This window comes from Stenotrophomonas sp. STEN038 (genome assembly GCF_056759895.1).
The window spans coordinates 1-24,996 of the sequence record NZ_JBRRDW010000042.1 but is presented as its reverse complement, the minus strand read 5'-3'; the positions used below and the strand labels follow the sequence as shown (position 1 = coordinate 24,996).

At 64.3% G+C, this 24,996-nt stretch carries 18 protein-coding genes; 12 read left to right on the top strand and 6 right to left on the bottom strand.

The window, feature by feature from the left end:
• Positions 1 to 38 precede the first annotated feature (38 nt).
• From ACVOLS_RS15965 to ACVOLS_RS15955, 3 genes are read right to left on the bottom strand one after another with little or no spacing between them, the layout of a single operon-like run.
• A complete protein-coding gene (locus ACVOLS_RS15965) occupies positions 39 to 3,158 on the bottom strand; it encodes an efflux RND transporter permease subunit (RefSeq protein WP_481546431.1) in 3,120 nt (1,039 codons plus the stop codon).
• Positions 3,159 to 3,164: 6 nt separating this feature from the next.
• Positions 3,165 to 6,389 carry an efflux RND transporter permease subunit gene (locus tag ACVOLS_RS15960; protein WP_481546430.1) on the bottom strand — a complete coding sequence of 1,075 codons (3,225 nt, stop codon included), beginning with the start codon at positions 6,387 to 6,389 and terminating at the stop codon, positions 3,165 to 3,167.
• A 47-nt stretch (positions 6,390 to 6,436) separates the two neighbouring features.
• The gene (locus tag ACVOLS_RS15955; protein ID WP_481546429.1) at positions 6,437 to 7,678 is read right to left on the bottom strand and encodes an efflux RND transporter periplasmic adaptor subunit; all 1,242 of its coding nucleotides are present in this window, start codon (positions 7,676 to 7,678) and stop codon (positions 6,437 to 6,439) included.
• Positions 7,679 to 8,202: 524 nt separating this feature from the next.
• Between ACVOLS_RS15955 and ACVOLS_RS15950 the strand changes: the two genes are divergently transcribed.
• The 9 genes from ACVOLS_RS15950 to ACVOLS_RS15910 all read left to right on the top strand — a co-directional run bounded on the left by ACVOLS_RS15950 (position 8,203) and on the right by ACVOLS_RS15910 (position 17,242).
• Positions 8,203 to 9,522 (top strand): amidohydrolase, encoded by a 1,320-nt coding sequence (locus ACVOLS_RS15950; RefSeq protein ID WP_481546428.1) that lies wholly within the window; start codon positions 8,203 to 8,205, stop codon positions 9,520 to 9,522.
• Positions 9,523 to 9,567: 45 nt separating this feature from the next.
• On the top strand, positions 9,568 to 10,431 hold the full coding sequence (locus ACVOLS_RS15945) for a DUF4261 domain-containing protein (protein ID WP_481546427.1): 864 nt from the start codon (positions 9,568 to 9,570) through the stop codon (positions 10,429 to 10,431).
• 82 nt (positions 10,432 to 10,513) lie between these two features.
• Complete coding sequence (gene queF, locus ACVOLS_RS15940) at positions 10,514 to 11,323, top strand: NADPH-dependent 7-cyano-7-deazaguanine reductase QueF (protein WP_481546426.1); 810 nt, start codon at positions 10,514 to 10,516, stop codon at positions 11,321 to 11,323.
• Positions 11,324 to 11,422: 99 nt separating this feature from the next.
• Entirely contained in the window at positions 11,423 to 11,725 is a 303-nt protein-coding gene (locus ACVOLS_RS15935; RefSeq protein ID WP_481546425.1) for a LysM peptidoglycan-binding domain-containing protein, read from the top strand.
• A 49-nt stretch (positions 11,726 to 11,774) separates the two neighbouring features.
• Positions 11,775 to 12,254 carry a hypothetical protein gene (locus tag ACVOLS_RS15930; protein ID WP_481546424.1) on the top strand — a complete coding sequence of 160 codons (480 nt, stop codon included), beginning with the start codon at positions 11,775 to 11,777 and terminating at the stop codon, positions 12,252 to 12,254.
• 583 nt (positions 12,255 to 12,837) lie between these two features.
• The gene (locus tag ACVOLS_RS15925; RefSeq protein WP_481546423.1) at positions 12,838 to 15,069 is read left to right on the top strand and encodes an NADP-dependent isocitrate dehydrogenase; all 2,232 of its coding nucleotides are present in this window, start codon (positions 12,838 to 12,840) and stop codon (positions 15,067 to 15,069) included.
• Between the two features lie 250 nt (positions 15,070 to 15,319).
• Positions 15,320 to 16,288: a hypothetical protein gene (locus ACVOLS_RS15920; protein ID WP_481546422.1), complete on the top strand. Its 969-nt coding sequence runs from the start codon at positions 15,320 to 15,322 to the stop codon at positions 16,286 to 16,288.
• Positions 16,285 to 16,833, top strand: a complete 549-nt coding sequence (locus ACVOLS_RS15915) for a GTP-binding protein (RefSeq protein WP_481546421.1) — start codon at positions 16,285 to 16,287, stop codon at positions 16,831 to 16,833. Before ACVOLS_RS15920 ends, ACVOLS_RS15915 begins: the two co-directional genes overlap by 4 nt.
• Positions 16,826 to 17,242 (top strand): roadblock/LC7 domain-containing protein, encoded by a 417-nt coding sequence (locus ACVOLS_RS15910; RefSeq protein ID WP_481508298.1) that lies wholly within the window; start codon positions 16,826 to 16,828, stop codon positions 17,240 to 17,242. Before ACVOLS_RS15915 ends, ACVOLS_RS15910 begins: the two co-directional genes overlap by 8 nt.
• Positions 17,243 to 17,330: 88 nt before the next feature.
• Here ACVOLS_RS15910 and ACVOLS_RS15905 read toward each other — a convergent pair whose 3' ends face one another.
• On the bottom strand, positions 17,331 to 17,582 hold the full coding sequence (locus ACVOLS_RS15905; RefSeq protein WP_481546420.1) for a hypothetical protein: 252 nt from the start codon (positions 17,580 to 17,582) through the stop codon (positions 17,331 to 17,333).
• A 299-nt stretch (positions 17,583 to 17,881) separates the two neighbouring features.
• Between ACVOLS_RS15905 and aceK the strand changes: the two genes are divergently transcribed.
• Positions 17,882 to 19,612 carry a bifunctional isocitrate dehydrogenase kinase/phosphatase gene (gene aceK / locus ACVOLS_RS15900; protein ID WP_481546419.1) on the top strand — a complete coding sequence of 577 codons (1,731 nt, stop codon included), beginning with the start codon at positions 17,882 to 17,884 and terminating at the stop codon, positions 19,610 to 19,612.
• A gap of 60 nt (positions 19,613 to 19,672) precedes the next feature.
• On the top strand, positions 19,673 to 20,548 hold the full coding sequence (locus tag ACVOLS_RS15895) for an energy transducer TonB (RefSeq protein WP_481546418.1): 876 nt from the start codon (positions 19,673 to 19,675) through the stop codon (positions 20,546 to 20,548).
• Positions 20,549 to 20,728: 180 nt separating this feature from the next.
• Here the strand turns inward: ACVOLS_RS15895 and rho are convergent, their stop codons facing one another.
• Together rho and trxA are read right to left on the bottom strand one after the other, a co-directional pair.
• The gene (rho, locus tag ACVOLS_RS15890; RefSeq protein ID WP_481546417.1) at positions 20,729 to 22,480 is read right to left on the bottom strand and encodes a transcription termination factor Rho; all 1,752 of its coding nucleotides are present in this window, start codon (positions 22,478 to 22,480) and stop codon (positions 20,729 to 20,731) included.
• Between the two features lie 225 nt (positions 22,481 to 22,705).
• Positions 22,706 to 23,035, bottom strand: coding sequence for a thioredoxin TrxA (gene trxA / locus ACVOLS_RS15885; protein ID WP_057628040.1), 330 nt, complete (start codon positions 23,033 to 23,035; stop codon positions 22,706 to 22,708).
• Positions 23,036 to 23,231: 196 nt separating this feature from the next.
• Between trxA and rhlB the strand changes: the two genes are divergently transcribed.
• Positions 23,232 to 24,896, top strand: coding sequence for an ATP-dependent RNA helicase RhlB (rhlB, locus tag ACVOLS_RS15880; protein WP_481546416.1), 1,665 nt, complete (start codon positions 23,232 to 23,234; stop codon positions 24,894 to 24,896).
• The last annotated feature ends 100 nt before the right edge of the window (positions 24,897 to 24,996 follow it).

The following is a 24,996-nucleotide window of genomic DNA, read 5'->3' as shown; positions in this document are numbered from 1 at the left end:
CAGCCCTCCCCTGCGCTGCGCGCAAGGGAGGGGCAGGATCACGCGCGGGCCAGCTTACGTAGGCGCTTGCGCTCTTTGCTGCGTGCGCGCCAGTTGCGCCAATGCTGCTGCAGGCAGGAGAAGATCACATACAGCGCCGGCGTGCTGAGCAGGGTCAGGCTCTGCGAGATCAGCAGGCCGCCGATCATCGCGATGCCCAAGGGGCGACGCAGTTCCGAGCCTTCACCCAGACCAATCGCCAGCGGCAGCGCGGCAAGGATGGCGACCATCGTGGTCATCATGATCGGGCGGAACCGCACGATGCAGGCTTCACGTACTGCATCGGCCGGCGATTTGCCGTGCACGCGCTGCGCGACCAGCGCGAAGTCGATCATCATGATCGCGTTCTTCTTGACGATGCCGATCAGCAACACCAACGCGATCATCGAGATGATCGATAGATCTGTATTGGTTACCCACAAAGCCAGCAGTGCGCCCATGCCCGCCGCCGGCAACGTCGACAGGATCGTCACCGGATGCACCAGGTTCTCGTAGAGCATGCCGAGCACGATGTAGACCGTGGCGATGGCGGCGATTATCAGCATCAGCATCGCGACCGGGTCCATTGCCTGACGGAAGCCGCCGGGTGCGGCCTGGCGGATATCGCCGGGCATGCGCAGGCCTTCGATCACCGATTTCACGATGGCATCGCCTTCGCCGCTGCTTACGCCCGGTGCCAGGTTGTAGCTCAGGTCCATCACCGTGTACTGGTTCTGGTGGGTGACCTGCGACGGCGCCAAACCGGGCTCCTGATGGGCGAGTGCGGTCAGCGGAATCATCTGCCCGCTCTTGGACGGCACGTACAGGTCTTCGATCGCGGCCGGGCTGCCGGTCTGGCTGGGCAGTGCGTTGACCACGACGCCATATTGGTTGAGGTCGGCGTAGATGGTGGAGATCTGGCGTTGGCCGAAGGCACCGTATAACGCGCCGTCGATGGCACCAATGGTCACGCCCAGACGAGACGCCTTCTCGCGGTCGATGACGATCTTCTGCATCAGCCCGCCCTTGTCCACGTCCGAGCCCACATCACGGAGCTGCGGATGTTGCTTCAATGCGGTGACCAGCTTGGGCAGCCACTCGGCCAGCTGTTCGGCGTCGTTGCCCTGCAGGGTGACGCGGTTCTGCGCGCCCTGCGAGCCGCCACCGCCGCCATCGGACGGCAAGTCCTGGATTGCGCGCAAGCGCACATCCAGATCCGGGAACTGCGCGGCTTTGGCGCTGAGCCGGCTGACCACCACATTGGTGGGCTCCTTGCGGCCTTCCTTCTCGGTATGCAGTTCGATGTTGAACTGTGCGCTGCTGCCCTGACGGCTGGAACCCAGTCGCGAGCCAACCATCTTCACCGCCGGGTCGGCCAGGAAGGTATCGCTGAGTCGGCGCTGACGTTCGGCCATTTCCTGGAACGAGACGGTGGCGCTGGAGCTGGCGCGGCCCCAGATCAGGCCGGTGTCCTGCTCGGGGAACTGGCCCTTGCTGACCGAGCCGGCCAGGTAGAACGTGGCCACGATCAGCAGCAATGGCGTCAGTGACAGCAGCAGGGCGTGGCGCAGCGAGAAATCCAGTGCGACCGTGTAAACCTTGAGCATCCCCTCATGCACGCGGTCCAGCATGCGGTTGGTGCGGGTGTCGCGTGCGCCTTCGGCATGCGGATGCAGGAAGCGTGCGCACAGTGCCGGGGTCAGGGTCAGCGAGACCACTGCCGAGACCATGATCGCCGCAACCAGGGTAAGCGTGAACTCGCGGAAGAACGCACCGATCATGCCCTGGGCGAAGATGATCGGCAGGAACACCGCGATCAGCGAGGCGGTGATCGAGACGATGGTGAAGCCGATCTCGCGCGCACCCGCCATCGCCGCTTCACGCCGTGGCATGCCCTCGTCGAGGTGGCGCATGACGTTCTCGATCACCACGATGGCATCGTCGACGACGAAGCCAATCGCGATCACCAGCGCCAGCAAGGTGAGGTTGTTGAGGGTGAAGTCCAGCGCATACATCACCAGTGCGGCACCGGCCAGCGACAGCGGGACGGTCACTGCGGCAATCAGCGTCGGCGCCAGCCGGCGCAGGAACAGCGCCATGGTCAGGATCACCATCAGCAGGCTGATCATCAAGGTGATCTGTACTTCGGCCAGCGAGGCGCGGATGGTCGGCGTGCGGTCGAAGTAAGGCGTCAGCGTGCTGCCGGCATCCAGATAACCGGTGAGCGAGGGAATGGCCGCCTTTACCCGATCAACCGTGGCGACAAGGTTGTCACCGCTGCGCAGGTAGACATACATCAGCACGCCGCGCTTGCCGTTGAACCACGCGGCTTGATACGCGTCCTGCTGGCCATCGTAGACCGTGGCCACGTCTTTCAGCCGGACGACTGCGCCGTCATGGGTTGAGATGGCGACGTTGGCGAAATCCGAGGCCTTGCGGATCTGGTCGTTGAGGATGATCGCGGTCTGGTTGCTGCCATCGCTGAGGAAGCCCAGCGGCGAAGCAACGTTGGCCGCGCGCATCGCATTGCGCAGGTCATCCGGGCTCAGGCCCAGCGCGGTCATCGCGCGCAGGTTGAGGTCCACGCGCACCGCGGGCGTGGAGGCGCCGGCGATATCCACCTGCGAGACACCGGGCAGTTGGCGCAGGCGTTGCGCCAACAACGAGTCGGCGGTGTTGTACAGCTCGGCAACCGACTGCGTGTCCGAGGTCAGCGCCAGCGCGATCACCGGATCGTCGTTGGGGTTGGCCTTCTGGTACGTCGGCGTGTTGATGCCGGCCGGCAGGTCGGCCATGGCCGCATTGATCGCAGCCTGCACGTCCTGTGCAGCCGAATCGATGTTGCGGCTGGTGTTGAACATCAGGAACACCATGCTGCGGCCATCGCTGCTGCTGGAGCGCATGGTGTCGATGCCGGGCACCTGGCCCAGGTGCCGTTCCAATGGCGCGGTGACCGTGGCTGCCATGGTGTTGGCGTCGGCACCGGTGTTGGAGGCCTGCACGAAGATCACCGGGATGGCCAGATTGGGCAGGGCAGCAACGCCCAGCCGCAGATAGCAGACCAGCCCAGCGAAGAACAGTCCGATCGCCAGCAGGGTGATGCCGATCGGGCGCGAGATGAAAGGCGCGGAGATGTTCATCCGCGCTTACCGTGCCGTCTGCAGGCGTGCAGCGGCGCGTTGCTCGCGGCGTTTGGCCGCCCACTCGGACAGACGCTCGAAGTACAGGTAGATCACCGGCGTGGTGTACAGCGTGACCAGCTGCGACAGCAGCAGGCCGCCGACGATGGCCACACCCAGCGGACGCCGCAGCTCCGAACCGATGCCGGTGCCAAGTGCCAGCGGCAAGGCGCCGAGCATGGCAGCGGCCGTGGTCATCATGATCGGGCGGAAACGCAGCAGGCAGGCACGGCGGATCGCGTCATAGGCGTTGGCGCCGGAGCGCTGCGCGTCCAGCGCGAAGTCGATCATCATGATCGCGTTCTTCTTGACGATGCCGATCAGCAGCACGATGCCGACGATGCCGTCCACCGACAGGCTCATGCCGCACAGGTACAAAGCCAGCAGCGCACCGACGCCTGCTGGCGGCAGGGTCGAGATGATGGTCAGCGGATGGATCCAGCTTTCGTACAGCACGCCCAGCACGATGTAGATCACCGCGATCGCGGCCAGCAACAACAGGATCACATCGGTCTGGCTGCTGGAGAACTCGGCGGCGGTGCCGACGAACTGCGCTTGCATCTGTTGCGGAAGCTCCAGCTCGGCTACTGCCTTGTTGATCGCATCCACGCCTTCGGACAGCGAGTAACCCGGTGCAAGATTGAACGAGATCGTCGCCGACGGCAGCTGCTGCTGGTGGCTGACGATCAGCGGTGCGGTGCCCGGTTTGGCGCTGGCAATCGCCGACAGCGGGATGCTGCCGCCTGCGCCCAGAGCGATGCCGGTATTGGCACTGCCGATGCCGGTTGCGGTGGACGAGTTGCTTGAGGTCACCTGGCCCAGGGTGGTGGCATTGCTGCCGCTGAGCGTGCCGCTGCCATTGCTGCCGATCGCCAGCTGGTTCATCAGCGCATCGCTGGTGCGGAACTCCGGCGCCACTTCCAGCACCACGCGGTACTGGTTGAGCTGGGTGAAGATGGTCGAGATCTGGCGCTGGCCGTAGGCGTCGTACAGCGTGTCGTCGATGGTCTGCATCGGCACGCCGTAACGGCTGGCCTTGTCACGGTCCACTTCCACATGCAGTGCGCGGCCATGGTTGGCCAGGTTGTCGTCGACATCGGCCAGTTCCGGCAGCCGTCGCAAGGCGTCGGTGACACGCTCGGTCTGTTTGGCCAGCTCGGCGCTGTCCATGTCCGACAGCGAGAACTGATAAGCGGTGGCGGCCACGCGCGTATCCAGGGTCACGTCCTGTACCGGCTTCAGGTACAGCGCGACGCCGGGGATGTGAGCGGCGGCGGCCTGCAGGCGCGGCAGGATCACATCCAGCCCGTCACGATCACCACGGTCCTTGAGCACGATGCTCAGCTGGCCTTGGTTGAGCGTGGGATTCATGCTGCCAGCGCCGATGTAGGCAGCTACACCGGTAACCGCTTCATCGCTCTGCAGCGCGGCGGCCACGGCTTGCGTGCGCTGCTGCATCTGCTCGAAGGCGACGTTCTGGTCGGCGATGACCACGCCGGTGATCATGCCGGTGTCCTGGTCGGGCAGCAGACCCTTGGGGATCACCATGTACAGCACTACGGTCAACGCGACCGATGCAAGGGCGATGCCCAGGGTCAGCGGCTGATGGTGCAGCACCCAGTCCAGCGTGCGCTCATACACGCCGACCAGGCGTGACCAGGCGGTGACCTTGCCTTCCGCTGCGGTCCGCTCATGCGCGTCGTCGCCTTCCGGCAGTGCATCGGGCTTGAGCAGGTAGGCGCACATCATCGGCGTCAGCGTCAGCGAGATCACCATCGAGATCGCCACTGCAATCGACAACACCCAGGCGAACTCATGGAACAAGCGGCCAGTGACGCCCGGCATCAGGATCAGCGGCAGGAATACCGCGATCAGCGACACCGTCAACGACAGCACGGTGAAGCCAATTTCCTTGGAGCCGATCTCCGCTGCCTCCTGGCCGTCCTTGCCCTTCTCGATGTAGCGCACGATGTTTTCGATCATCACGATCGCATCGTCGACCACGAAGCCGGTGGCCACGGTCAGCGCCATCAGCGACAGGTTGTCCAGCGACATGCCGGCGAAGGCCATCACCCCGAACGTGCCGAGCAGGGACAGCGGCACCGCCACCGACGGGATCACCGTCGCCCACAGGCGGCGCAGGAACACGAAGATCACCGCCACCACCAGGCAGATGGTGAGGACCAAGGTGAACTGCACGTCATGCACCGAGGCGCGGATGGTCACCGTGCGGTCGGAGAACACATCGAGCTTTACATCGGCTGGCAGCATGCCCTGCAGGTTGGGCAGGATCTGGCGGATGTTCTCCACCGTCTTGACGATGTTGGCACCGGGCTGGCGGCGCACTTCCAGCAGCACCGCCGGCTTGCCATCGGCCCAGGCGGCGAGCTGGTCGTTCTCGACGCCATCGACCACCTTGGCGACGTCGCGCAGACGTACCGGAGCGCCGTTCTGGTAGCGGATGATGATGTCGTTGTAGTCGGCTGCGTCGCTGAGCTGGTCGTTGGTGGACAGCGTATAGCTCTGCGTCTTGCCATTGAGCGAGCCCTTGGGCGCGTTGACGTTGGCCTGGGTCAGCGCACTGCGCAGGTCTTCCAGGGTCATGCCCATGTTGGACAGCTGCGCCGGGTTGACCTGGATGCGCACAGCCGGCCGCACGTTACCGGCGATGGAGACCAGGCCGACGCCGTCGGTCTGCGACAGGCGCTGGGCCAGGATGGAGTCGGCCAGATCGTTGACCTCACGCAGCGGGCGTGTGTCCGAGGCCAGCTTCAGGGTCAGGATCGGCGCATCGGCCGGATTCACCCGGTTGTAGACCGGCTGGTAGGGCAGCGAGCTGGGCAGGGTGGCCTGGCGGATCGCCGCCTGCACGTCCTGCGCGGCGGTATCCAGATCGCGTTCCATCGAGAACTGCAGCACGATGCTGGACAGGCCTGCCGACGAATCGGAGGTCATCATGTCCAGCCCGGAAATCTGCCCCAGCTGCCGCTCCAGCGGCGTGGTCACCAGCGAGGCCATGGTCTGCGCGCTGGCACCCGGATACTGGGTGGTCACCACCAGGCTGGGCGCTTCGATCTCGGGCAGGGCCGCAACCGGCAGACGCTGGTAACCGAGGATGCCCAGCAGCATCAAACCGATCATCAACAGGGAGGTGGCGATCGGGCGCCGGATGAAGATAGTCGAAAAGCCCACGGTCGGTTCCTGGTGCGAGGGAGGGGAGGCGGGTGCCGGCCAGCGCGTCAGCGCGGCGGGCCACTCCGTCCACCACGGTTGCCCTTCTGGCTGGCCGCCTTGAGCTGTTCTTCAGTCGGTGCCGGCGGTGCCTGGCCCGGTGCCAGTGCGTTGACCTTGCTGCCTTCCTTCAAGCGGAACTGGCCTTCGGTGACGACCTTGTCGCCGGCCTGCAGGCCCTTGCTGATCACCACGTGGCTGTCATCGACCTGGCCACCCTGCACCACATCACGCAGGGTGACGGTGTTGTCGGCCTTCACCAGGTAGACGAAATCGCTGGTGCTGCTGCGCTGCACGGCTTCCGCCGGCACCACGATCGCGCCCGGCAGCACGTTGAGCTTCATCTGCACGTTGACGAACTGGCCCGGCCACAATGCATCGTTGGCATTCGGGAACTGCGCACGCAGGCGGAAGGTGCCGCTGCTGCTGCTGATCTGGTTGTCCACTACCTGCAGCACGCCGTCGGCATTGACCACACTGCCGCCTTCGCGGTCCATGGTCGAGGTCTGCAACGGACCGGCAGCCTGCGCGCTGCGCACCGCGTCGAGCTGCTGCTCGGGCAGGTTGAACAGCACATAGGCCGGCTGCAGCTGGGTCACGGTGACGATCTGGCTGCCGGCGCTGACCACATTGCCCGGGTCGACCGCGCGGATGCCGGCGATGCCGTTGATCGGCGAGGTGATGCGGGTGTAGTCCAGCTGCACCTTGGCCTGCGCGGCCGATGCCTGCGAGGCGGCCACCGCGGCCTGGTACTGGCTGACCTGGTTGCGCAGCGTGGTCAGGTCGGTCTGGGCGACGAACTGGCGGTATTCCGGCGAGTTGGAGCGCGCGTAATTGGACTGCGCGGTGGCCAGCAGGGCTTCGTTCTGGCGCTTGCTGGCGACGGCCTGGTCGTACTGGGCCTGGAAGGTGCGCGGGTCGATCTGTGCCAGCAGATCACCTTTCTTGACCGCCTGGCCTTCGCTGAAGTTGACGCTGAGCAGCTGGCCGCCGACCTGCGGACTGACCGTGACGGTGTTGAACGCTGTCACCGTGCCCTGTGCGGTCAGGTAGACCGGCACGTCTTTCTTCTCGGCGCTGACCGCGGTGACCGGCACCGGGTCCTTGTCCTGCTCGCCCCGGCCGCCCTGGTTCATGCCTGCCGCCGCCGCACCGGCCTTCTGCTTGCCGCCCCCCATCACCCGATAGCCGATACCGGCCACCAGCAGCACTGCAATGACCAGCAGTACGATCTTCCAGAAACGCGACATGCGAAAACTCCTGAGGAACCGATAGGGGAGGGCAAACAAGGCGCAGAGGATACCGCCGTGCCTGTTGTCATGGAGGCATGACCGATGGGCCACGCATACAGACCCGTGCAGGTGATGAACGTTCCATCGCGGCATCGGTTGACTCGATTTCGTAGTGCCGAGCCATGCTCGGCAGGGGCCTTCCCAGCGTCGCATCAACCTGCAGGAATGCTGTGGGAGCAGCGTCAGCCGCGAAGCGGACACCTTCGGAACCACCAGTTGGTCTTTGGTCTGGTTGTTTTGTAGGAGCGGCGTGAGCCGCGAAGCCGACACATTGGGAACCACCAATTGCTCTGTGATCTGGTGAACCACCAGCTTCGCGGCTGACGCCGCTCCCACAAGTCGGTGGCTGCGAGGAAGGCTCTTGCCGAGCATGGCTCGGCACTACGGCGTATCACCTACATCGTGTCGGTTCCCTGCCGACAGGCGCTTGGCCCATGATTGGCCTACATTCACCCTGTCCCCGATTGGAAGGAGAGTTGCTGATGGCCCGTAAGACCGTGTTGCTGTCCGCCTTGCTATGCGCCCTTGCCCCGCTGGCGCAGGCACAGGATGCCGCCCAGCGTCCGGAGGTGGCAGCTGCCGCCACTCGCCTGCAGCAACAGGTGGTGGATTGGCGCCGCGACTTCCACGCCCATCCGGAACTCTCCAACCGCGAAGAGCGCACCGCCGCCAAGGTCGCCGAGCGCCTGCGTGCGATGGGCCTTAGCCCGAAGACCGGCGTGGCCGTGCATGGCGTGGTCGCCATCATCAAGGGCGGCCTGCCCGGGCCGAAGATCGCCCTGCGCGCCGACATGGACGCCCTGCCGGTCACCGAACAGACCGGCCTGCCGTTCGCCTCCAAGGCCACTGCCGAGTACCGCGGCGAGCAGGTCGGGGTGATGCATGCCTGTGGCCATGACGCCCACACCGCGACGCTGTTGGGTGTGGCCGATGCGCTGGTCGCCATGCGCGACAAGCTGCCCGGCGAAGTGATGCTGATCTTCCAGCCGGCCGAGGAAGGCGCGCCGCCGCCGGAGCAGGGCGGTGCCGACCTGATGCTGAAGGAAGGCCTGTTCAAGGACTTCAAGCCGGAGGCGGTGTTCGGCCTGCATGTGTTCTCCAGCGTGCAGGCCGGCCAGATCGCCGTGCGCGGCGGCCCGCTGATGGCGGCCTCCGACCGTTTCGGTATCACCGTCAATGGTCGCCAGACGCATGGCTCGGCGCCGTGGAACGGTGTTGACCCGATTGTCGCGGCCTCCGATCTGATCGGTACCGCGCAGACCATCGTCAGCCGCCGCGTCAATCTATCCAAGCAGCCGGCGGTGGTCACCTTCGGCGCGATCAAGGGCGGCATCCGCTACAACATCATTCCCGACTCGGTGGAGATGGTGGGCACCATCCGCACCTTCGATCCGGTCATGCGTCAGCAGATCTTCGCCGACCTGCGCAACGTCGCCGAGCACACCGCCGCCGCCCACGGTGCGACGGCTGTCACCGACATCTATGAGAAAGACGGCAACCCGGCCACGGTCAACGACCCGGCCCTGACCGCGCGCATGCTGCCCAGCCTGCAGGCGGTGGTGGGCAAGGCCAACGTCTATGAGCCGCCGTTGCAGATGGGCTCGGAGGACTTCTCGCTGTACGCACAGCAGGTGCCGTCGATGTTCTTCTTCGTCGGCTCCACCGGTGCCGGCATCGACCCGGCCACTGCGCCCAGCAATCATTCGCCCAAGTTCCTGCTCGACGAAAAGGCACTGGATGTTGGCCTGCGCGCGCTGTTGCAGGTGTCGCTGGATTATCTGCACGGTGACAAGGCAGGTTGAGTCCGGGTAGTGTCAGGGGCTTACCTACAAGGAAGAAGGCGCTCCATGACAGCCAGCCTGGCCATGCTGCTGCAGTCGCAGTTCGACCCTCAGCTCACCGCCGAAGCCCTGCTTGCGCAGCTACGCAGCGATTGGCCCGACCTGGACCAGTCGCTGCTGCGGTTGGGCGAAGCAACGACGGATGACACCGTCAACAAGGATGCCGATGACGACGATTCGCCGATGCTGTGCCTGGAGTACGCGGACTACCTGATCGCGTTGATGCCCATCCCGGTGCAGATCGGCGATGACGTCGCGCAGATCTGCACGCACAGCCGGCTGTGGCCGGATGCCACGCCGGCGCCAGTGGACTACGCCGCACACACCATCGTCACCGTGATGCGTTTCAGCGACGACGGGCAGGAAGCCAATCTTGTCGCACAGGCGGCACTGCTCAGTCGTGTGCTGGCGTCGGCTGTGGCCGTGTCCAACAGCATCGAGGCGGTCTACTTCGGCAGCGCCAATCACGTGGTGCTGCCAAGCCTGTTCCGCGAGCTGACCCAGGCCACCCTGCCCGAGCCGCTGCCGATCGCCTGGGTGGCGATCAATGTCGGCCAGCGCCCGGACGGGGTGATGACCGGGCATACCCGCGGCATGGACATGCTGGGCCTGATGGACATCGAGATTCCCGAGACCGGGGACACCGCCGAGGGCGTGTTCAGCCGGCTCACCGGCATCGTTGATTACCTGATCGAAAACGGTATGGTCATCAGCAATGGCGATACCCTCGGGGCGACCGAGGAGGAACGCATCCGTGTGGTCTACGGCCCCTCTGCGCTGGACCCGGAGCGGGAAGTGATGCGGCTGGTGAGTGAGGAGATCCCGCAGGCCAAGACCAGCAAGTCGTGGTGGGCGCGGCTGCTGAACTGAAGCTGCGCCAGATACCGGTTTTCCTGAGAATGAGCGCCTCGGTATATCCGGCGCTCAAGCTGGCGCAACTACAATGGCGGGGATGAACACTCCCCAAGATTCCAGCCTCGGCCGTGAGGTCGACTACCCCCGCCAGTACGACGCCAGTCTGCTGTTCCCGATCCCGCGCGCCGGCGCCCGTGCCGAGATCGGCCTGGGCAGCGAACTGCCGTTCGTCGGCGAGGACCGCTGGCATATCTATGAGCTGGGCTGGCTGGACGCACGCGGCAAGCCCTGCGTGGAGACCGCCACCTTGTACGTGCCGGGTACCTCGCCGAACCTGATCGAGTCCAAGTCGCTCAAGCTGTACCTGAACTCGCTCAATGGGGCACGTTTCAACCGTGCCGAAGCCGTGCGCGAGCGCATTGCCACCGACCTGTCGGCCTGCGCCGGTGCCGATGTGCGGGTCGAGTTCGGCCTGCCAGAGGTGGCCCAGGCGCCGGGCGAGAGCATCGACCACCTCGATGTCGCCATCGACAGCTATGGCCCGCCTGATGCGAACCTGCTGCTGGCCGATGCCGGCACCGTGGTCAGCGAGACTTTGGTGTCGGCCCTGCTCAAGTCCAACTGCCCGGTGACCGGCCAGCCGGACTGGGCCAGCGTCAGCATCCGCTACCAGGGCCCACGCATCGACCGCGAAGGCCTGCTGCGCTATCTGGTCAGCTACCGCGACCATGCCGAGTTCCACGAACAGTGCGTGGAGCGGATCTTCCTGGAGCTGAGCCAGCGCTGCCAGCCAGCCACGCTGGAAGTGGAGGCACGCTATACCCGCCGTGGCGGGCTGGACATCAACCCGCGCCGGGCCAGCCCTGGCTTGGCCGACAGCGTCCCGATCCGCGACCTGCGTCAATAAACATTCAGCTGCGTACGCAGGTTTTTACGTCGGCGCGATGAAACCTTAACAGGCCTCATGCAATCGTTGCTCCCTGTCAGTCACGGAGGAGCAACCTGGATGAGCAGTACTGAAAAGAAAGCTGATTTTTCTGGTGTCACCGGGACCGTCACGAGCACCGAACAGATCGTGGAGAAAGCGGATTTTTCCGGTGTCACGGCTACCGTGACCAGCACGGAAGAGATCGTCGGCGAACAGCACTACACGGTGCAGAGTGGCGACAACCTCTCAAAGATCGCCAAGAACCTGCTTGGCGATGGCAATGCGTGGAAGAAAATCTTCGACGCCAACCGCGACGTACTCGACGACCCGGACAAGATCCGTCCTGGCCAGACACTGAAGATTCCTGCACGCCAGGGTTGATCCCCGACGTCGCCATGTACGTATTTTCAAACCAGATTCGGAGCAATTCATGAAGAAGACTTCACTTAGCAGTGCCTTGATGATCGCTGTGGTCGGTGCCGTCGCACTGGTTGGTTGCAAGAAGAAGGAAGAAGAGGTCGCGCCACCGCCGCCGGTTGCTGCTGCCCCGGCACCGATGGTCGAGTCTGCGCCCGCAGCGCCCGTTCTCGCAGTGACCGCGGTGACCGTTGGCAACGCGGCTGCGGCTGATCTTTCGGTGGCGCCGGTTGCCGTGTTGGCTGCCAAGGACAAGATCATCGTCTCGGTCAAGACCAGTGGTGCCGCCAGCAATGTGCCGGTGGCCGCCAAGTTGACCTATCAGGATGGCCAGGTGGCCGGTGAGCAGAGCGCCACGCTCAACGCCACCGACGCTGGGACCACCAACATCGAATTCGCCAACAGCAAGCCGTGGCCGGCTGGCAAGTACACCGCCGACGTCACAGTCGACGGCAAGGCTGCCGGTACCCAGCAGCAGTTCGAGGTGAAGTGAGCAAGGCGTAAGCCGGCGAACTCTCTCCCGCCGGTGATACGCATGGGCGCAGCCACCAGGCTGCGCCTTTTTTTATTCGCGCGATCCGCAAGGCTATTCGCTTGAGTATTCAAGCCATCCAGAATTCGATGTCAGGTATCGGGCAGCTGATTTTTCTTGTGGGAGCGGCGTCAGCCGCGAAGCAGGGACATCATCAGGCGGGGATTTTGAGGCAACCTCAGCTTCGCGGCTGACGCCGCTCCTACAGACAACACAACATTGCGCGCGGACCTTGATTTGCGCACTGTCTGCACCCGCCCGTGTACAGCACGGGTGGTTGCAGCTGAGACCACCGCTGCTGCAATCGGCATGAGCAAGACAGCACAAGGCCTGCGCCATCTCCTAGCGCAGATGGCGTGCCGCTCCCTACCTTGGCGTATGGATTTGCTTTGCCCGCTCCCGTCGAAAACGCGACAATGCGAGGGTTTCCTCATCCGGCAGCCGGGTAGGGATTGCGCGCAGGCCCACTGGATGGCCGTGCGCCTGCCCCATCGCCGCTGCCATTCCACGCACCGCATCCGTCAGCAAGAGAGTTTTTGCCCCCATGTCGAATACGCCGAAGATCATCTACACGCTCACCGACGAAGCTCCGTTCCTGGCCACGCAGTCGCTGCTGCCCATCGTCGATGCCTTTACCGCGACCGCCGGCATTGCCGTCGAAACCCGCGATATCTCGCTGTCTGGCCGCATCCTGTCGCAGTTCCCGGATTTCCTGAAGGACGAGCAGAAGATCAGCGATGATCTGGCCGAACTGGGCGAGCTGGCCACCAAGCCGGAAGCCAACATCATCAAGCTGCCGAACGTGTCGGCCTCGGTGCCGCAGCTCAAGGCCGCGATCAAGGAGCTGCAGGAACAGGGCTACATCCTGCCGAACTACCCGGACGCACCGACCGACGACGTGTCGCGCGACATCCAGGCCCGCTACGACAAGATCAAGGGCAGCGCGGTCAACCCGGTGCTGCGCGAAGGCAATTCCGATCGCCGCGCACCGCTGTCGGTGAAGAACTACGCCCGCAAGCACCCGCACCGCATGGGCGCCTGGACTGCCGACTCCAAGTCGCACGTCGCGCACATGGACGGCGGTGACTTCTACGGCAGTGAGAAGTCGGCCACCGTCGCCAACGCCGGCAGCCTGAAGATCGAACTGGTGCAGAACGACGGCAACACCGTTGTGCTGAAGGCCAAGACCGCGGTCAAGGCCGGCGAGATCGTCGACGCCTCGGTGATGAACCGCAAGGCGCTGGCCGCCTTCGTTGACGCACAGATTGCCGATGCCAAGGAGCAGGGCGTGCTGTTCTCGCTGCACCTGAAGGCGACCATGATGAAGGTCTCCGACCCGATCATGTTCGGCGTCGTGGTCGACGAGTTCTACAAGGACGTGCTGGCCAAGCACGCTGCCAGCCTCGCCCAGATTGGTTTCGATTCCAACAACGGTATCGGTGACCTGTACGCGCGCCTGTCGCAGCTGCCGGAAGCCGAGCAGGAAGCAATCAAGGCCGACATCGCTGCCGAGTACGCCAAGCGTCCGGCCGTGGCCATGGTCAACTCGGACAAGGGCATCACCAACCTGCACGTGCCGTCGGACGTGATCGTCGACGCCTCGATGCCGGCGATGATCCGTGACTCCGGCAAGATGTGGAATGCCGAAGGCAAGCTGCAGGACACCAAGGCCGTCATTCCGGACCGCTGCTACGCCGGCGTGTACCAGGCCGTTATCGAAGACTGCAAGGCGCACGGCGCGTTCAATCCCGCCACCATGGGTTCGGTGCCGAACGTCGGCCTGATGGCACAGAAGGCCGAAGAATACGGCTCGCACGACAAGACCTTCCAGATCGCTGCCGATGGCGTGGTCAAGGTCACCGATGAAGCCGGCAACGTGGTGTTCGAACACGCCGTCGAAGCCGGCGACATCTGGCGCATGTGCCAGACCAAGGACGCACCGATCCAGGACTGGGTGAAGCTGGCCGTCAGCCGTGCCCGCCTGAGCAACACCCCGGCGCTGTTCTGGCTGGATGCCAAGCGTGCCCACGATGCGCAGGTGATCGCCAAGGTCGAAAAGTATTTGAAGGACCACGACACCAATGGTCTGGATATCCGCATCCTGTCGCCGGAAGAAGCCACCGCCGTGTCGCTGGAGCGCATCCGCAAGGGCGAGGACACCATCTCGGTGACCGGCAACGTGCTGCGTGATTACCTGACCGACCTGTTCCCGATCCTGGAGCTGGGTACCAGCGCCAAGATGCTGTCGATCGTGCCGCTGATGGCCGGCGGCGGCCTGTTCGAAACCGGCGCCGGTGGTTCGGCACCGAAGCACGTGCAGCAGTTCGTCGAAGAGGATTACCTGCGTTGGGATTCGCTGGGTGAGTTCCTGGCCCTGGCCGCGTCGCTGGAACACCTGGGCCAGCGTTACGACAACAAGGGCGCCGCGGTGCTGGCCAACGCGCTGGATGCTGCCAACGGCAAGTTCCTGGACAACGACAAGTCGCCGTCGCGCAAGCTGGGTGGCATCGACAACCGCGGCAGCCATTTCTATCTGGCCATGTACTGGGCGCAGGCGCTGGCCGAGCAGAACGACGACGCCGCGTTGAAGGCAAAGTTCGCACCGCTGGCCGAGGTGTTGACCAGCAACGAGCAGAAGATCGTTGACGAGTTGGCAGCAGTGCAGGGCAAGGCCGTGGACATCGGTGGCTACTACCGTCCTGACCTGGCCAAGGCTGGCCCGGCGATGCGCCCGAGTGCCACGCTCAATGCCGCGATCGCCAGCCTCAAGGGCTGATCAATCGTAAGAGCAGTAGCGGCGTGTTGTAGCTGCCGTTACACATCGAAAGCCTGCGTCCGTCATGGACGCAGGCTTTCTTGTTTTGGTGTGATGGCCGTGTGTAGATACGACCAAGGTCGGGTGTTGAAAGGTCCACTGAAAAATCGAATTGTGGGTCCAATCACCCTTTCACATGCAGCTTCTGGAATAGCCTCATCCGACACGCAGGGAATCGCATGACGCGAGCGCGTCAAAAAGGGGAAGAGGCATGACCAGGGTGCTGGTAGTGGGCTCGGACACCCGGGAGGAGCAGACGCTCCTCGGGCGATTGAGGGAGATTGCAGGGTTACCGCCGGAGGGCCTGCAACGCTGTGTCGATCTTGACCAGTGTGATCTGCTCCTGGTCCGCGATACCCCGGCGTTGCGCAGCGCAGCCCAACACATGGCCAGCAAGCGGCCGGCGATGCGGCTATGGCTGCACGATGATGCTGGCGCCGTACACGATGGCCGCAGTAGCGGCGAACTGCATCTGGATCGGGCGCAGATCCAGCATGCGCTGGCCCCGCCACCCACGCCAACCACCACTGATGGTCTGTATCTGGCCAGCGGTGCCAAGCAGGTAACCCGTCTGCTACGGCAACGCCTGCAGGAAAAGCAGGGGCGTGCGGTGCTGTCCTTGCAGGGCCAACCGCAACTACTGATTGATTTCGAGCACGATCAGATGGTTCCGCTCTACGTGCATCCAATGCAGGGGCCTAGCCTGGCCCAGCAGCTGGGTGATGTATTCGAGCTGCTTGCGCTGCAGGAGTTGTCGCTGGCGCGTTTCCAGGCATTGGCGGAGAACCTGTCGCGGCAGCCGCTGCGGCCGCTGCTATGGCAGATGGCACAGTACGGCGACAACTGGACCGACTTTGATCGACGTCTGCAACAGAACGCGCGCGTGAGCCTGCTGCGCTGGCCGGACTTCCGTGTGCTCGCCCATCAACACGATGGTTTCAGGTTGTGCTCGCTGCTGCTGAAGAAGCCCTGCACTCTGACCGAGTGCACCGAGCTGCTGGAACTGGACGGCAACGCAACCCGCGCCTTCATGCGCTCGGCCTACCTGTGTGGCTATGCCACGGTGCAGCTGCCAGAGCCCGCCGCTGGGCCGCCGACGGTGCCGGGCAAGCTTGGTGCCAGCGCCTTGCTGGCACGCATGTGGCGCAGCGTCCGCCAACGTACAGGAACCCATGCATGATCGAACACAAGGTAGTGATTCTGGGCGCCATGGGGGCAGGGAAGTCGACGCTGGTGCGCGCTGTAGCGGGCGGCACCGTCATTGATACCGACGTACTCAATACCGATGCCAGTTCCTCCAAACTGGCAACCACGGTGGCGATGGACTATGCCGACGTGAGTCTTCCCAATGGCGATCGGCTGCGCCTGTACGGCACACCGGGGCAGGAGCGGTTCTCCTTCATCTGGCCGGTGCTGCTGCAAGGCGCGCGTGGCGTGGTGATCCTGGCTGACGCCTCCAGTCCCGACGTGGCGCAGGAAATGGAACGTTACCTGCTGGCCTTACGTGAACACGCCGGGACGGTTCCGGCGGTGATTGGCGTATCCAAATTCGATCTTGTGCCGGACGTGGATCTTGATGCCTGCCTGCTGCAGGCACAGAAGACCGCCGGCCGGCCGTTGCCATTGGTGCCGTTCGACGCACGCTCGGAGGATGCGGTGATGCTGCTGATGGATGTACTGATGGGTGAGGTCGAAGCTGCAGCCCTGGTGGGTGTCCATGACTGAGGCCAAGGCGATTGCACTGCTGGAAGACTGGGAGGTCGCTGCGATAGACCAACGGCTGCAGGAGTTCACCAGTTCGGTGGATGGCGTGCGTGCCGCCGTGGTGGCCAGCATCGATGGCTTTGTCCTGGCACAGGCAGCCACGGAGACCTCGAGCGGCGAGCGTCTGGCAGCCATGACCAGTGCCATGCTGGCGCTGGCTTCGGCGGTTGGCCGCGAGCTGGCCTTGGGCACGATGGATGTGCTGATGCTGGAGGCGAGCGAAGGCAAGGTGTTGATGCAATCGATCCAGTTGCCGCGTGGTTCGTTGTTGTTGATGGCCGCTTGCGGCCAGCGCAGTGTGATCGGACATGTGCTTTGGAGTGCGCGCGAGTGTGGGCGCAAGATCCAGGCGGAGTTGTCCGGGGAGTGAGGTTGGCGGTAGCTGCGGCTGCATTGGAGCCCAAAGCATAAGCTCCCCTCATCCCAACCCTTCTCCCGCGGGCGGGAGAAGGGCTAAATCAAAAGAAAGAAGCCAAAGCCAAAGCCAAGGCCAAGGCCAAAGCCAAGGCCATGGCCAAGGCCAAAGCCAAAGCCAAAGCCAAGGCCAAAGCCAAGGCCAACGCCCAGGCCAAAGCCAAGGCCAAAGCCAAGGCCAAAGCCAAGTCCAACGCCAAGGCCAAAGCCAAGGCCAAAGCCAAGGCCAAAGCCAAGGCCAAAGCCAAAGCCAAGGCCAAGGCCAAGGCCAAGGCGAAGGCCAAGGCCAAGGCCAAAGCCCCCCTCCCCAACCCTCCCCTGCGCTGCGCGCAAGGGAGGGGGGGCATGGCCGTCTGCCGACAACCAACAGGGCGCGAATGCGTGCTTCGCTCCCTCCCTTTTGCGTCGCAAAGGGGAGGGTTGGGGAGGGGGGCTTTTGGCGCAAGACCCGCACTCCACGAGCTGCCCCGTGCCCAGACCTGTCCCCAACAGCAGCCAGTGGCGTATGGTCAGCGCAACTCCCCGGTGTTCTCCGCATGCGATTGCCCCGTACCTGCATTGACCCAGCACCTCGGCAACGTCAGGTCATGCCGTCATGACCGAGTCGGTGACAGACAGCACGTTGGCCGCCAGCATCGCCAGCTGCATCGCGCAGGGCTTCGAGGATTACCATCGCGACTTCGCCCAGATCAGTCGGCGTGCACGCGAGCGCTTCCAACGTCGCGATTGGGCCGGTGCCAAAGCCGATGCAGTAGAACGCATCGAGCTGTATGACGTCTGTGTCGCGCAGTGCCGCGCGCAGCTGGATCAGCTGCTGCAGGGCGGTGGCGAGTTGCAGCTGTTGTGGCGGCAGGTCAAACAGGACTTCGCCGGGTTGATCGAAGGCCGCATCGACGGCGAGCTCTACAAGACCTTCTACAACACGCTCACCCGCCGTCTGTTCGCCACTCACGGCGTGGATGACAGCATCGAGTTCATGGCGCTGGACATCGAACCATCCGATGCCATTACCCATCCAGTTGCGAGGCATGTTTACGCGGTGTCCGAGGCGCGCCCAGCCGAAGCGTTCTCACGCTTGTTGGCGGACTATGCGTTCGACCTGCCTTACGCGCACCAGTTGCGTTGTGCGGCGGCCATCGCGGTGCGGCTGCAGGATGACCTCGCCCATTGGGGGCCGTACCCGGTACGCGCGATAGAGTTGCTGCAGACCGTGTTCTACCGCGAGCGCCGCGCCTATCTGGTCGGGCGGGTGTTCGGCGAGCATCGGTTCTCGCCGTGTGTGATTGCGCTGGTCAATGATGAGAACGGCATCCGCGTGGAGGCGGTGCTGAGTCGTCGCCGCGATGTGGCGCATCTGTTCGGCGTCTCACGTAGTTACTTCCAGGCCGACCTGCCGACCGTGGCCGATGCAGTGGTGTTCCTGCGCAGCATCCTGCCGGGCAAACCGGTGGACGAGATCTACACGGTGCTGGGCCGGGCCAAGCAGGGCAAGACCGAGCGTTACCGCACCTTCTTCAGCCACTTCCAGCAGCACGACAACGAGCAGCTGGTGCACGCTGATGGCACGCCCGGCATGGTGATGACGGTATTCACCCTGCCCAGCTACCCGCTGGTGTTCAAGCTGATTCGTGATCGTTTTGCCTGGCCGAAAACGATGAGCCGACAGGACGTGGAGGGCAAGTATGCGCTGGTGTTCAACCTGGATCGTATCGGTCGCCTGTTGGATGCCCAGCCGTATCGCCATCTGCGTTTCCCGCGCCAGCGGTTCGCGCCGGCGCTGCTGCAGGAGTTGGTTGACGAGTGCAGCCAGAGCGTGCGGGTCGATGGCGACGAGGTCGAGATTGCGCTTTGTTACGTGCAGCGTCGGTTTCGGCCATTGAATCTCTACCTACGCGAGCAGGGTGCAGAAGCGGCGCGCGCTGCCGCGCTGGACTACGCGCAGGCGATCCGTGACATGGCCTGCAACAACATCTTCCCAGGCGACATGCTGCTGAAGAACTTCGGCGTGTCGCGGCATGGTCGTGCGGTGTTCTACGACTACGACGAACTGTGCCTGGTGACCGAGTGCAATTTTCGTGCATGGCCACAGCCGCGCAGCGAGGAGGAAGCGATGGCGGCCGAGCCCTGGTTCCATGTCGCGCCCAACGATGTCTTCCCTGAGCGCTTTGGGCTGTTCATGGGCTTGCCGCGGTCGTCGCTGGAGCTGGTGCAGGAGAAGTTTGGGGAGCTGTTTGATCCGGCCTGGTGGCAGGGGCTGCAGGCCGGGTTCCAGCAAGGGCTGTACCCGGACACCCCGCCCTATCCGCGTGCGCTGCGTCTGGCCTGAGGCTTGTGGTGGTCAATGGGCTGCGCTCTAATCCGCTTTCCGGACACAAGGAGAAGTGCAATGCGGCGTGTATTTGCAGGCATGGTTGTGGCTACGTTGATGACGGGTGGGGCAATGGATGTCCATGCTGCCAGCGGTGGTATCAGCGCGGTTCGCGAACGGATTGAAAGCAGTATGCTGATCAGTGGCCAGGTCAGTATTGAAACTGACGGTTCGGTCTCGGCAATACAGCTGGAGAAGGAGGAAGCGCTACCCGCCGGGGTGGTAAGCGTGGTGCGCAATGCAGGCTTGAAATGGCGATTTGAGCCCATTCTCAAGGATGGCGTCGCGGTGCGCGCGTTGGCCCCCATGAGTCTGCGGGTGATTGCCCGCAAACTGGACGATGGTCACTATGAGGTCAGCCTGCGTGGCATCAATTTCACCCGCTTTGACCATGACGATCCGGAGAACATTGCGATCATCAGTTCGAAGCCACCGAGGTATCCCCGGCAGGCATTCGACGCTGGCGTGTCAGGCAGTGTCTACCTGGTGCTCAAAGTGGGCAGGGATGGCAAGGTGGAAGATGTGTTTGCCGAGCAGGTAAACCTTGCATTCCTCAGCAAGGAGGGCGAGCAGCGGCGTGCCCGCGCGATGCTGGCAACGAGCGCCGGGAACAGTGCCAGGGAATGGACCTTCCGCGTTCCCACGCAGGGCCCGTCGGCCGCGCTGCCGTATTGGACTGTGCGCGTGCCGGTGAGTTACTCGTTGAACAACAGTGCCCCTGAAGGAAACGAGCAGGGGCGTTGGGTGAGTTACGTCCCAGGTCCGCGTGAAAGTGCACCGTGGCTTGATGACCGCGAGCAGCTCGGATTTTCGCCGGACGCGCTCGCCGATGGCAGCATCAATCTGGTCGACAACAACGGCCCGCAGCTGCTGACCCCGCTGCAAGGTAGCTGAGGCGCAAGTTGTAGTGCCGAGCCATGCTCGGCAGCAGCTTCACCGGTAATGCCCCAGGCGAGCATGGCTCGGCTCTACAGGTGGGGCGCAAGCCGCGCAGCCGGCAGCGCTGGCCCAATCAACACACAACAAAAACCCCGCTTTCGCGGGGTTTTTGTCTGCAGCCAATTCCAACCGGAATCAGCGCTTCATCGAGCCGAAGAACTCGTCGTTGGACTTGGTGTTCTTCATCTTGTCGAGCAGGAACTCCATCGCGGCGATTTCGTCCATCGGGTGCAGCAGCTTGCGCAGGATCCAGATCTTCTGCAGCAGCTCCGGTTCGATCAACAGGTCTTCGCGGCGGGTGCCGGAACGGTTGATGTCGATCGCCGGGTAGACGCGCTTCTCGGTGATGCGCCGGTTCAAATGCACTTCGCTGTTGCCGGTGCCCTTGAATTCTTCGTAGATCACTTCGTCCATCTTCGAGCCGGTCTCAACCAGCGCGGTGGCGATGATGGTCAGCGAGCCGCCTTCTTCAACGTTACGTGCAGCACCGAAGAAGCGCTTCGGGCGGTGCAGGGCGTTGGCGTCCACACCACCGGTCAGGACCTTGCCGGAGCTCGGTACGACGTTGTTGTAGGCGCGGGCCAGGCGGGTGATCGAGTCGAGCAGGATCACCACGTCCTTCTTGTGCTCGACCAGGCGCTTGGCACGCTCGATCACCATTTCGGCAACCTGGACGTGGCGCGCGGCTGGTTCGTCGAAGGTGGAGGAGACCACTTCGCCGCGCACGGTGCGCTGCATTTCGGTCACTTCTTCCGGGCGCTCATCCACCAGCAGCACGATCATGTGCACTTCCGGATGGTTGGTGGTGATGGCCGTGGCGATCTGCTGCATCATCATCGTCTTGCCCGCCTTCGGCGGCGAGACGATCAGGGCGCGCTGGCCTTTGCCCTGCGGTGCCATCAGGTCGAGGATACGGCCGGTGATGTCTTCCGAGGAGCCGTTGCCGCGCTCAAGCGTGAAGCGCTTGCGCGGGAACAGCGGGGTCAGGTTTTCGAACAGCACCTTGTTCTTCGAGGCTTCGATCGGTTCACCGTTGATGGTGTCCACGATCGACAGCGCGAAGTAGCGCTCGCCGTCCTTCGGGAAGCGGATGCGGCCCGACAGGTGGTCGCCGGTGCGCAGGTTGAAGCGGCGGATCTGGCTGGGCGAGATGTAGGTATCGTCCGGGCCGGCCAGGTAGCTGGCTTCGGCCGCACGCAGGAAGCCGAAGCCGTCCGGCAGGATTTCCAGCACGCCGTCGGCGGCAACGCCGTCGCCATGACGGGTCAGCACCTTGAGCAGGGCGAAGATCACGTCCTGCTTGCGGGCGCGGGCGACGCCTTCGGAGATCTGCAGTTGTTCGGCGATTTCCAGCAGCTTCTGCGCCGGCATCCGCTTCAGGTCGCTCAGCGAATAGACCGGGAAGCCTTCCGGCACGCTCGGCATCGAGCGCGGGACGAAATTGTCGTTGCCGCCGTCGTTGCCCATGCCGTTGTCGTCACGCTGACGGTTGCGGTCACGGTCGCGACGGTTGCGGAAACGGTCGCGGCGGTTGCCCTGACCTTGGCCTTGGCCCTGCTGATTGTTCTGGCCGTAACGCTGCTGGTTGTTGCCTTCGCCGCTGTCCTGGCCACCCTGCACGGCGTTGTCGCCGGCAGAGGTTGCGGCCGGGGCCTGGCCTTCATTGCTGGACGCGGGCGCGACGGGCGCGGGGGGCGGAGCAACCGGGGCAGGTGCCGGTGCGGCGGCTACCGGAGCCGGAGCGGCTGGCAACGGAAGAGCTGGCTGGGCGGGGGCAGAAGCACCGCTGTCGGCGCTTTCAACGGCTTTGGCAACACGCGGCTTGCGCACGCGCTTCTCGACAGGAGCGTCGGTGCTCCCGGTTTCGGAAGGAGTGTTCTCGGACAAGTGCTTGATTCCTCTCGCTTGGATGTGCGAGCGCCCTGCGGGGCTGCGAACTGGTTGGGATGGTCCGGACGAGAACCCGTCCAGAGGGTGCGGCACGCGAATGCTGCCGGATGTAGCGACACTAACACCGCCAAACGTGGCGGCGCAAGCGCCTGCAAAACCCCGTTGGGCCGCGGTCAGGCTGGCCCGGTGGCCGGCGGCACGGGGCCGCCGGACCGTGCTGGATCAGACCAGCGCCTTGTCGATCATCTGGCTCAGCTGGCCCTTGCCGACTGCACCAATCTGGGTGGCCTGGATCTGGCCATCCTTGAACAGCAGCAGCATCGGGATCGAGCGCACGTGGTACTTGATCGCGGTGGCGCGGTTCTCGTCCACGTTGACCTTGGCGATCTTCAGCTTGCCGTCATAGGCGTCAGCCAGTTCGTCCAGGACCGGGGAAATCATCTTGCACGGGCCGCACCATTCAGCCCAGAAATCCACCAGGACCGGTTCGCTCGATTGCAGGACGGCGCTGTCGAAGTCGGCGTCGCCGACGTGTAAAACCTTATCGCTCACTTGGAGTCTCCTGGTGCAATGCGACTGCCCATGCCGGGTTGGCGGTCGCATTGCGGTAAACTGGGGCATTGCGCGGACAGTGGGCAGGGCCCAGGTGTCGCGCGACCCGGCGCAGGGGCCGCAGTGTGCGACGGTGCCCGAATCGATGCAAGCTGCCCGGCCACACTGACCGGCTGGCACTACAAAGACGAAACCAATGAGCGACAAACCGCTAACCGACGTAACGTTTTCCTCCTTCGACCTGCAGCCTTCGCTGCTGGCAGGCCTGGAAGGGGCGGGTTTTACCCGCTGTACCCCCATTCAGGCGCTGACCCTGCCGGTGGCTTTGCCGGGCGGCGACGTCGCCGGCCAGGCCCAGACCGGCACCGGCAAGACGCTGGCCTTCCTGGTCGCCGTGGCCAACCGCCTGCTGACCCGTCCGGCGCTGGCTGACCGCAAGCCGGAAGATCCGCGCGCGCTGATCCTGGCACCGACCCGCGAGCTGGCCATCCAGATCCACAAGGACGCGATGAAGTTCGCCGCCGACACCGGCCTGCGCTTCGCGCTGGTCTACGGTGGCGTGGATTACGACAAGCAGCGCGAGCTGCTGCAGCAGGGCGTGGATGTGATCATCGCCACCCCCGGCCGCCTGATCGACTACGTCAAGCAGCACAAGGTGGTTTCGCTGCACGCCTGCGAAATCTGCGTGCTGGACGAAGCCGACCGCATGTTCGACCTGGGCTTCATCAAGGACATCCGCTTCCTGCTGCGGCGCATGCCGGAGCGCACCACGCGCCAGACCCTGCTGTTCAGCGCCACCCTCAGCCACCGCGTGCTGGAGCTGGCCTACGAGCACATGAACGAGCCGCAGAAGCTGGTGGTGGAGACCGAAAGCATCACCGCCGACCGCGTCCGCCAGCGCATCTACTTCCCGGCTGACGAAGAAAAGCTGCCGTTGCTGATCGGCCTGCTGTCGCGCAGCGAAGGCGCGCGCACCATGGTGTTCGTCAACACCAAGGTATTCGTCGAGCGCGTTGCGCGCGCGCTGGAACGCGCCGGCTACCGCGTTGGCGTGCTGTCCGGCGACGTGCCGCAGAAGAAGCGGGAGAGCCTGCTCAACCGCTTCCAGAAGGGCCAGCTGGAAATCCTGGTGGCCACTGATGTGGCCGCACGCGGCCTGCATATCGACGGCATCAAGTACGTCTACAACTACGACCTGCCGTTCGACGCCGAAGACTATGTGCACCGCATCGGCCGCACCGCACGTCTGGGCGAAGAAGGTGATGCGATCAGCTTCGCCTGCGAGCGCTACGCGATGAGCCTGCCGGATATCGAGGCCTACATCGAGCAGAAGATCCCGGTCGAAGCCGTCACCACCGAACTGATGACTGCGCTGCCGCGTCCCGAACGTGCGCCGCTGCCTGAAGGCGAAGAAGGTGAGAGCGTTGGTGCCATCTTCCGTGAAGCCCGCGAGCAGAAGGCCGCTGACGAAGCCCGTCGTGGTGGTGGTCGCAGCGGCGGCAAACCCGGTGAACGTCGTGGCGAGCGCAGCGGCGACGGCAAGCCGCGTCCGCCGCGCAAGCCGCGTGTCGAAGGCACCCCGGCCAATACCGAAGGCACGCCCAAGCCGCCGCGTCCGGCCGCCGAAGGCGCACCGAACGCCGCCAACAGCCCGGCAGTGGAAGGCGAGCGCGCACCGCGCAAGCGTCGCCGCCGTCGTCACGGTCGCCCGGTCGAGGGTGCCGAGGGTGCAGCACCGGCAGTGGCCAACAACAACGGCCCGGTGCAGGTACAGGCCAAGCCGATGCGTGCTGGCAACGACAGCGATTCGTTCCTGACCCGCCTGGGCCGCAAGATCCGCCGGATGTTGTCCGGTAGCTGATCGCCGCGAGCCTGTAGTGGGGGGGGCGCGGCCGCCGGGGGCGGGAGGGAGCTGTAGCCAACCGCCGGCGCTAGGCGCTCAGACCGCCCCCCACGCCAAA

Bases quoted from the DNA above. Each gene is read 5' to 3' on its own strand.
- ACVOLS_RS15965 (WP_481546431.1), bottom strand. From the start codon at position 3,158: ATGAACATCTCCGCGCCTTTCATCTCGCGCCCGATCGGCATCACCCTG.
- ACVOLS_RS15955 (WP_481546429.1), bottom strand. From the start codon at position 7,678: ATGTCGCGTTTCTGGAAGATCGTACTGCTGGTCATTGCAGTGCTGCTG.
- ACVOLS_RS15950 (WP_481546428.1), top strand. From the start codon at position 8,203: ATGGCCCGTAAGACCGTGTTGCTGTCCGCCTTGCTATGCGCCCTTGCC.
- ACVOLS_RS15945 (WP_481546427.1), top strand. From the start codon at position 9,568: ATGACAGCCAGCCTGGCCATGCTGCTGCAGTCGCAGTTCGACCCTCAG.
- queF (WP_481546426.1), top strand. From the start codon at position 10,514: ATGAACACTCCCCAAGATTCCAGCCTCGGCCGTGAGGTCGACTACCCC.
- ACVOLS_RS15935 (WP_481546425.1), top strand. From the start codon at position 11,423: ATGAGCAGTACTGAAAAGAAAGCTGATTTTTCTGGTGTCACCGGGACC.
- ACVOLS_RS15930 (WP_481546424.1), top strand. From the start codon at position 11,775: ATGAAGAAGACTTCACTTAGCAGTGCCTTGATGATCGCTGTGGTCGGT.
- ACVOLS_RS15925 (WP_481546423.1), top strand. From the start codon at position 12,838: ATGTCGAATACGCCGAAGATCATCTACACGCTCACCGACGAAGCTCCG.
- ACVOLS_RS15920 (WP_481546422.1), top strand. From the start codon at position 15,320: ATGACCAGGGTGCTGGTAGTGGGCTCGGACACCCGGGAGGAGCAGACG.
- ACVOLS_RS15915 (WP_481546421.1), top strand. From the start codon at position 16,285: ATGATCGAACACAAGGTAGTGATTCTGGGCGCCATGGGGGCAGGGAAG.
- ACVOLS_RS15910 (WP_481508298.1), top strand. From the start codon at position 16,826: ATGACTGAGGCCAAGGCGATTGCACTGCTGGAAGACTGGGAGGTCGCT.
- aceK (WP_481546419.1), top strand. From the start codon at position 17,882: ATGACCGAGTCGGTGACAGACAGCACGTTGGCCGCCAGCATCGCCAGC.
- ACVOLS_RS15895 (WP_481546418.1), top strand. From the start codon at position 19,673: ATGCGGCGTGTATTTGCAGGCATGGTTGTGGCTACGTTGATGACGGGT.
- rhlB (WP_481546416.1), top strand. From the start codon at position 23,232: ATGAGCGACAAACCGCTAACCGACGTAACGTTTTCCTCCTTCGACCTG.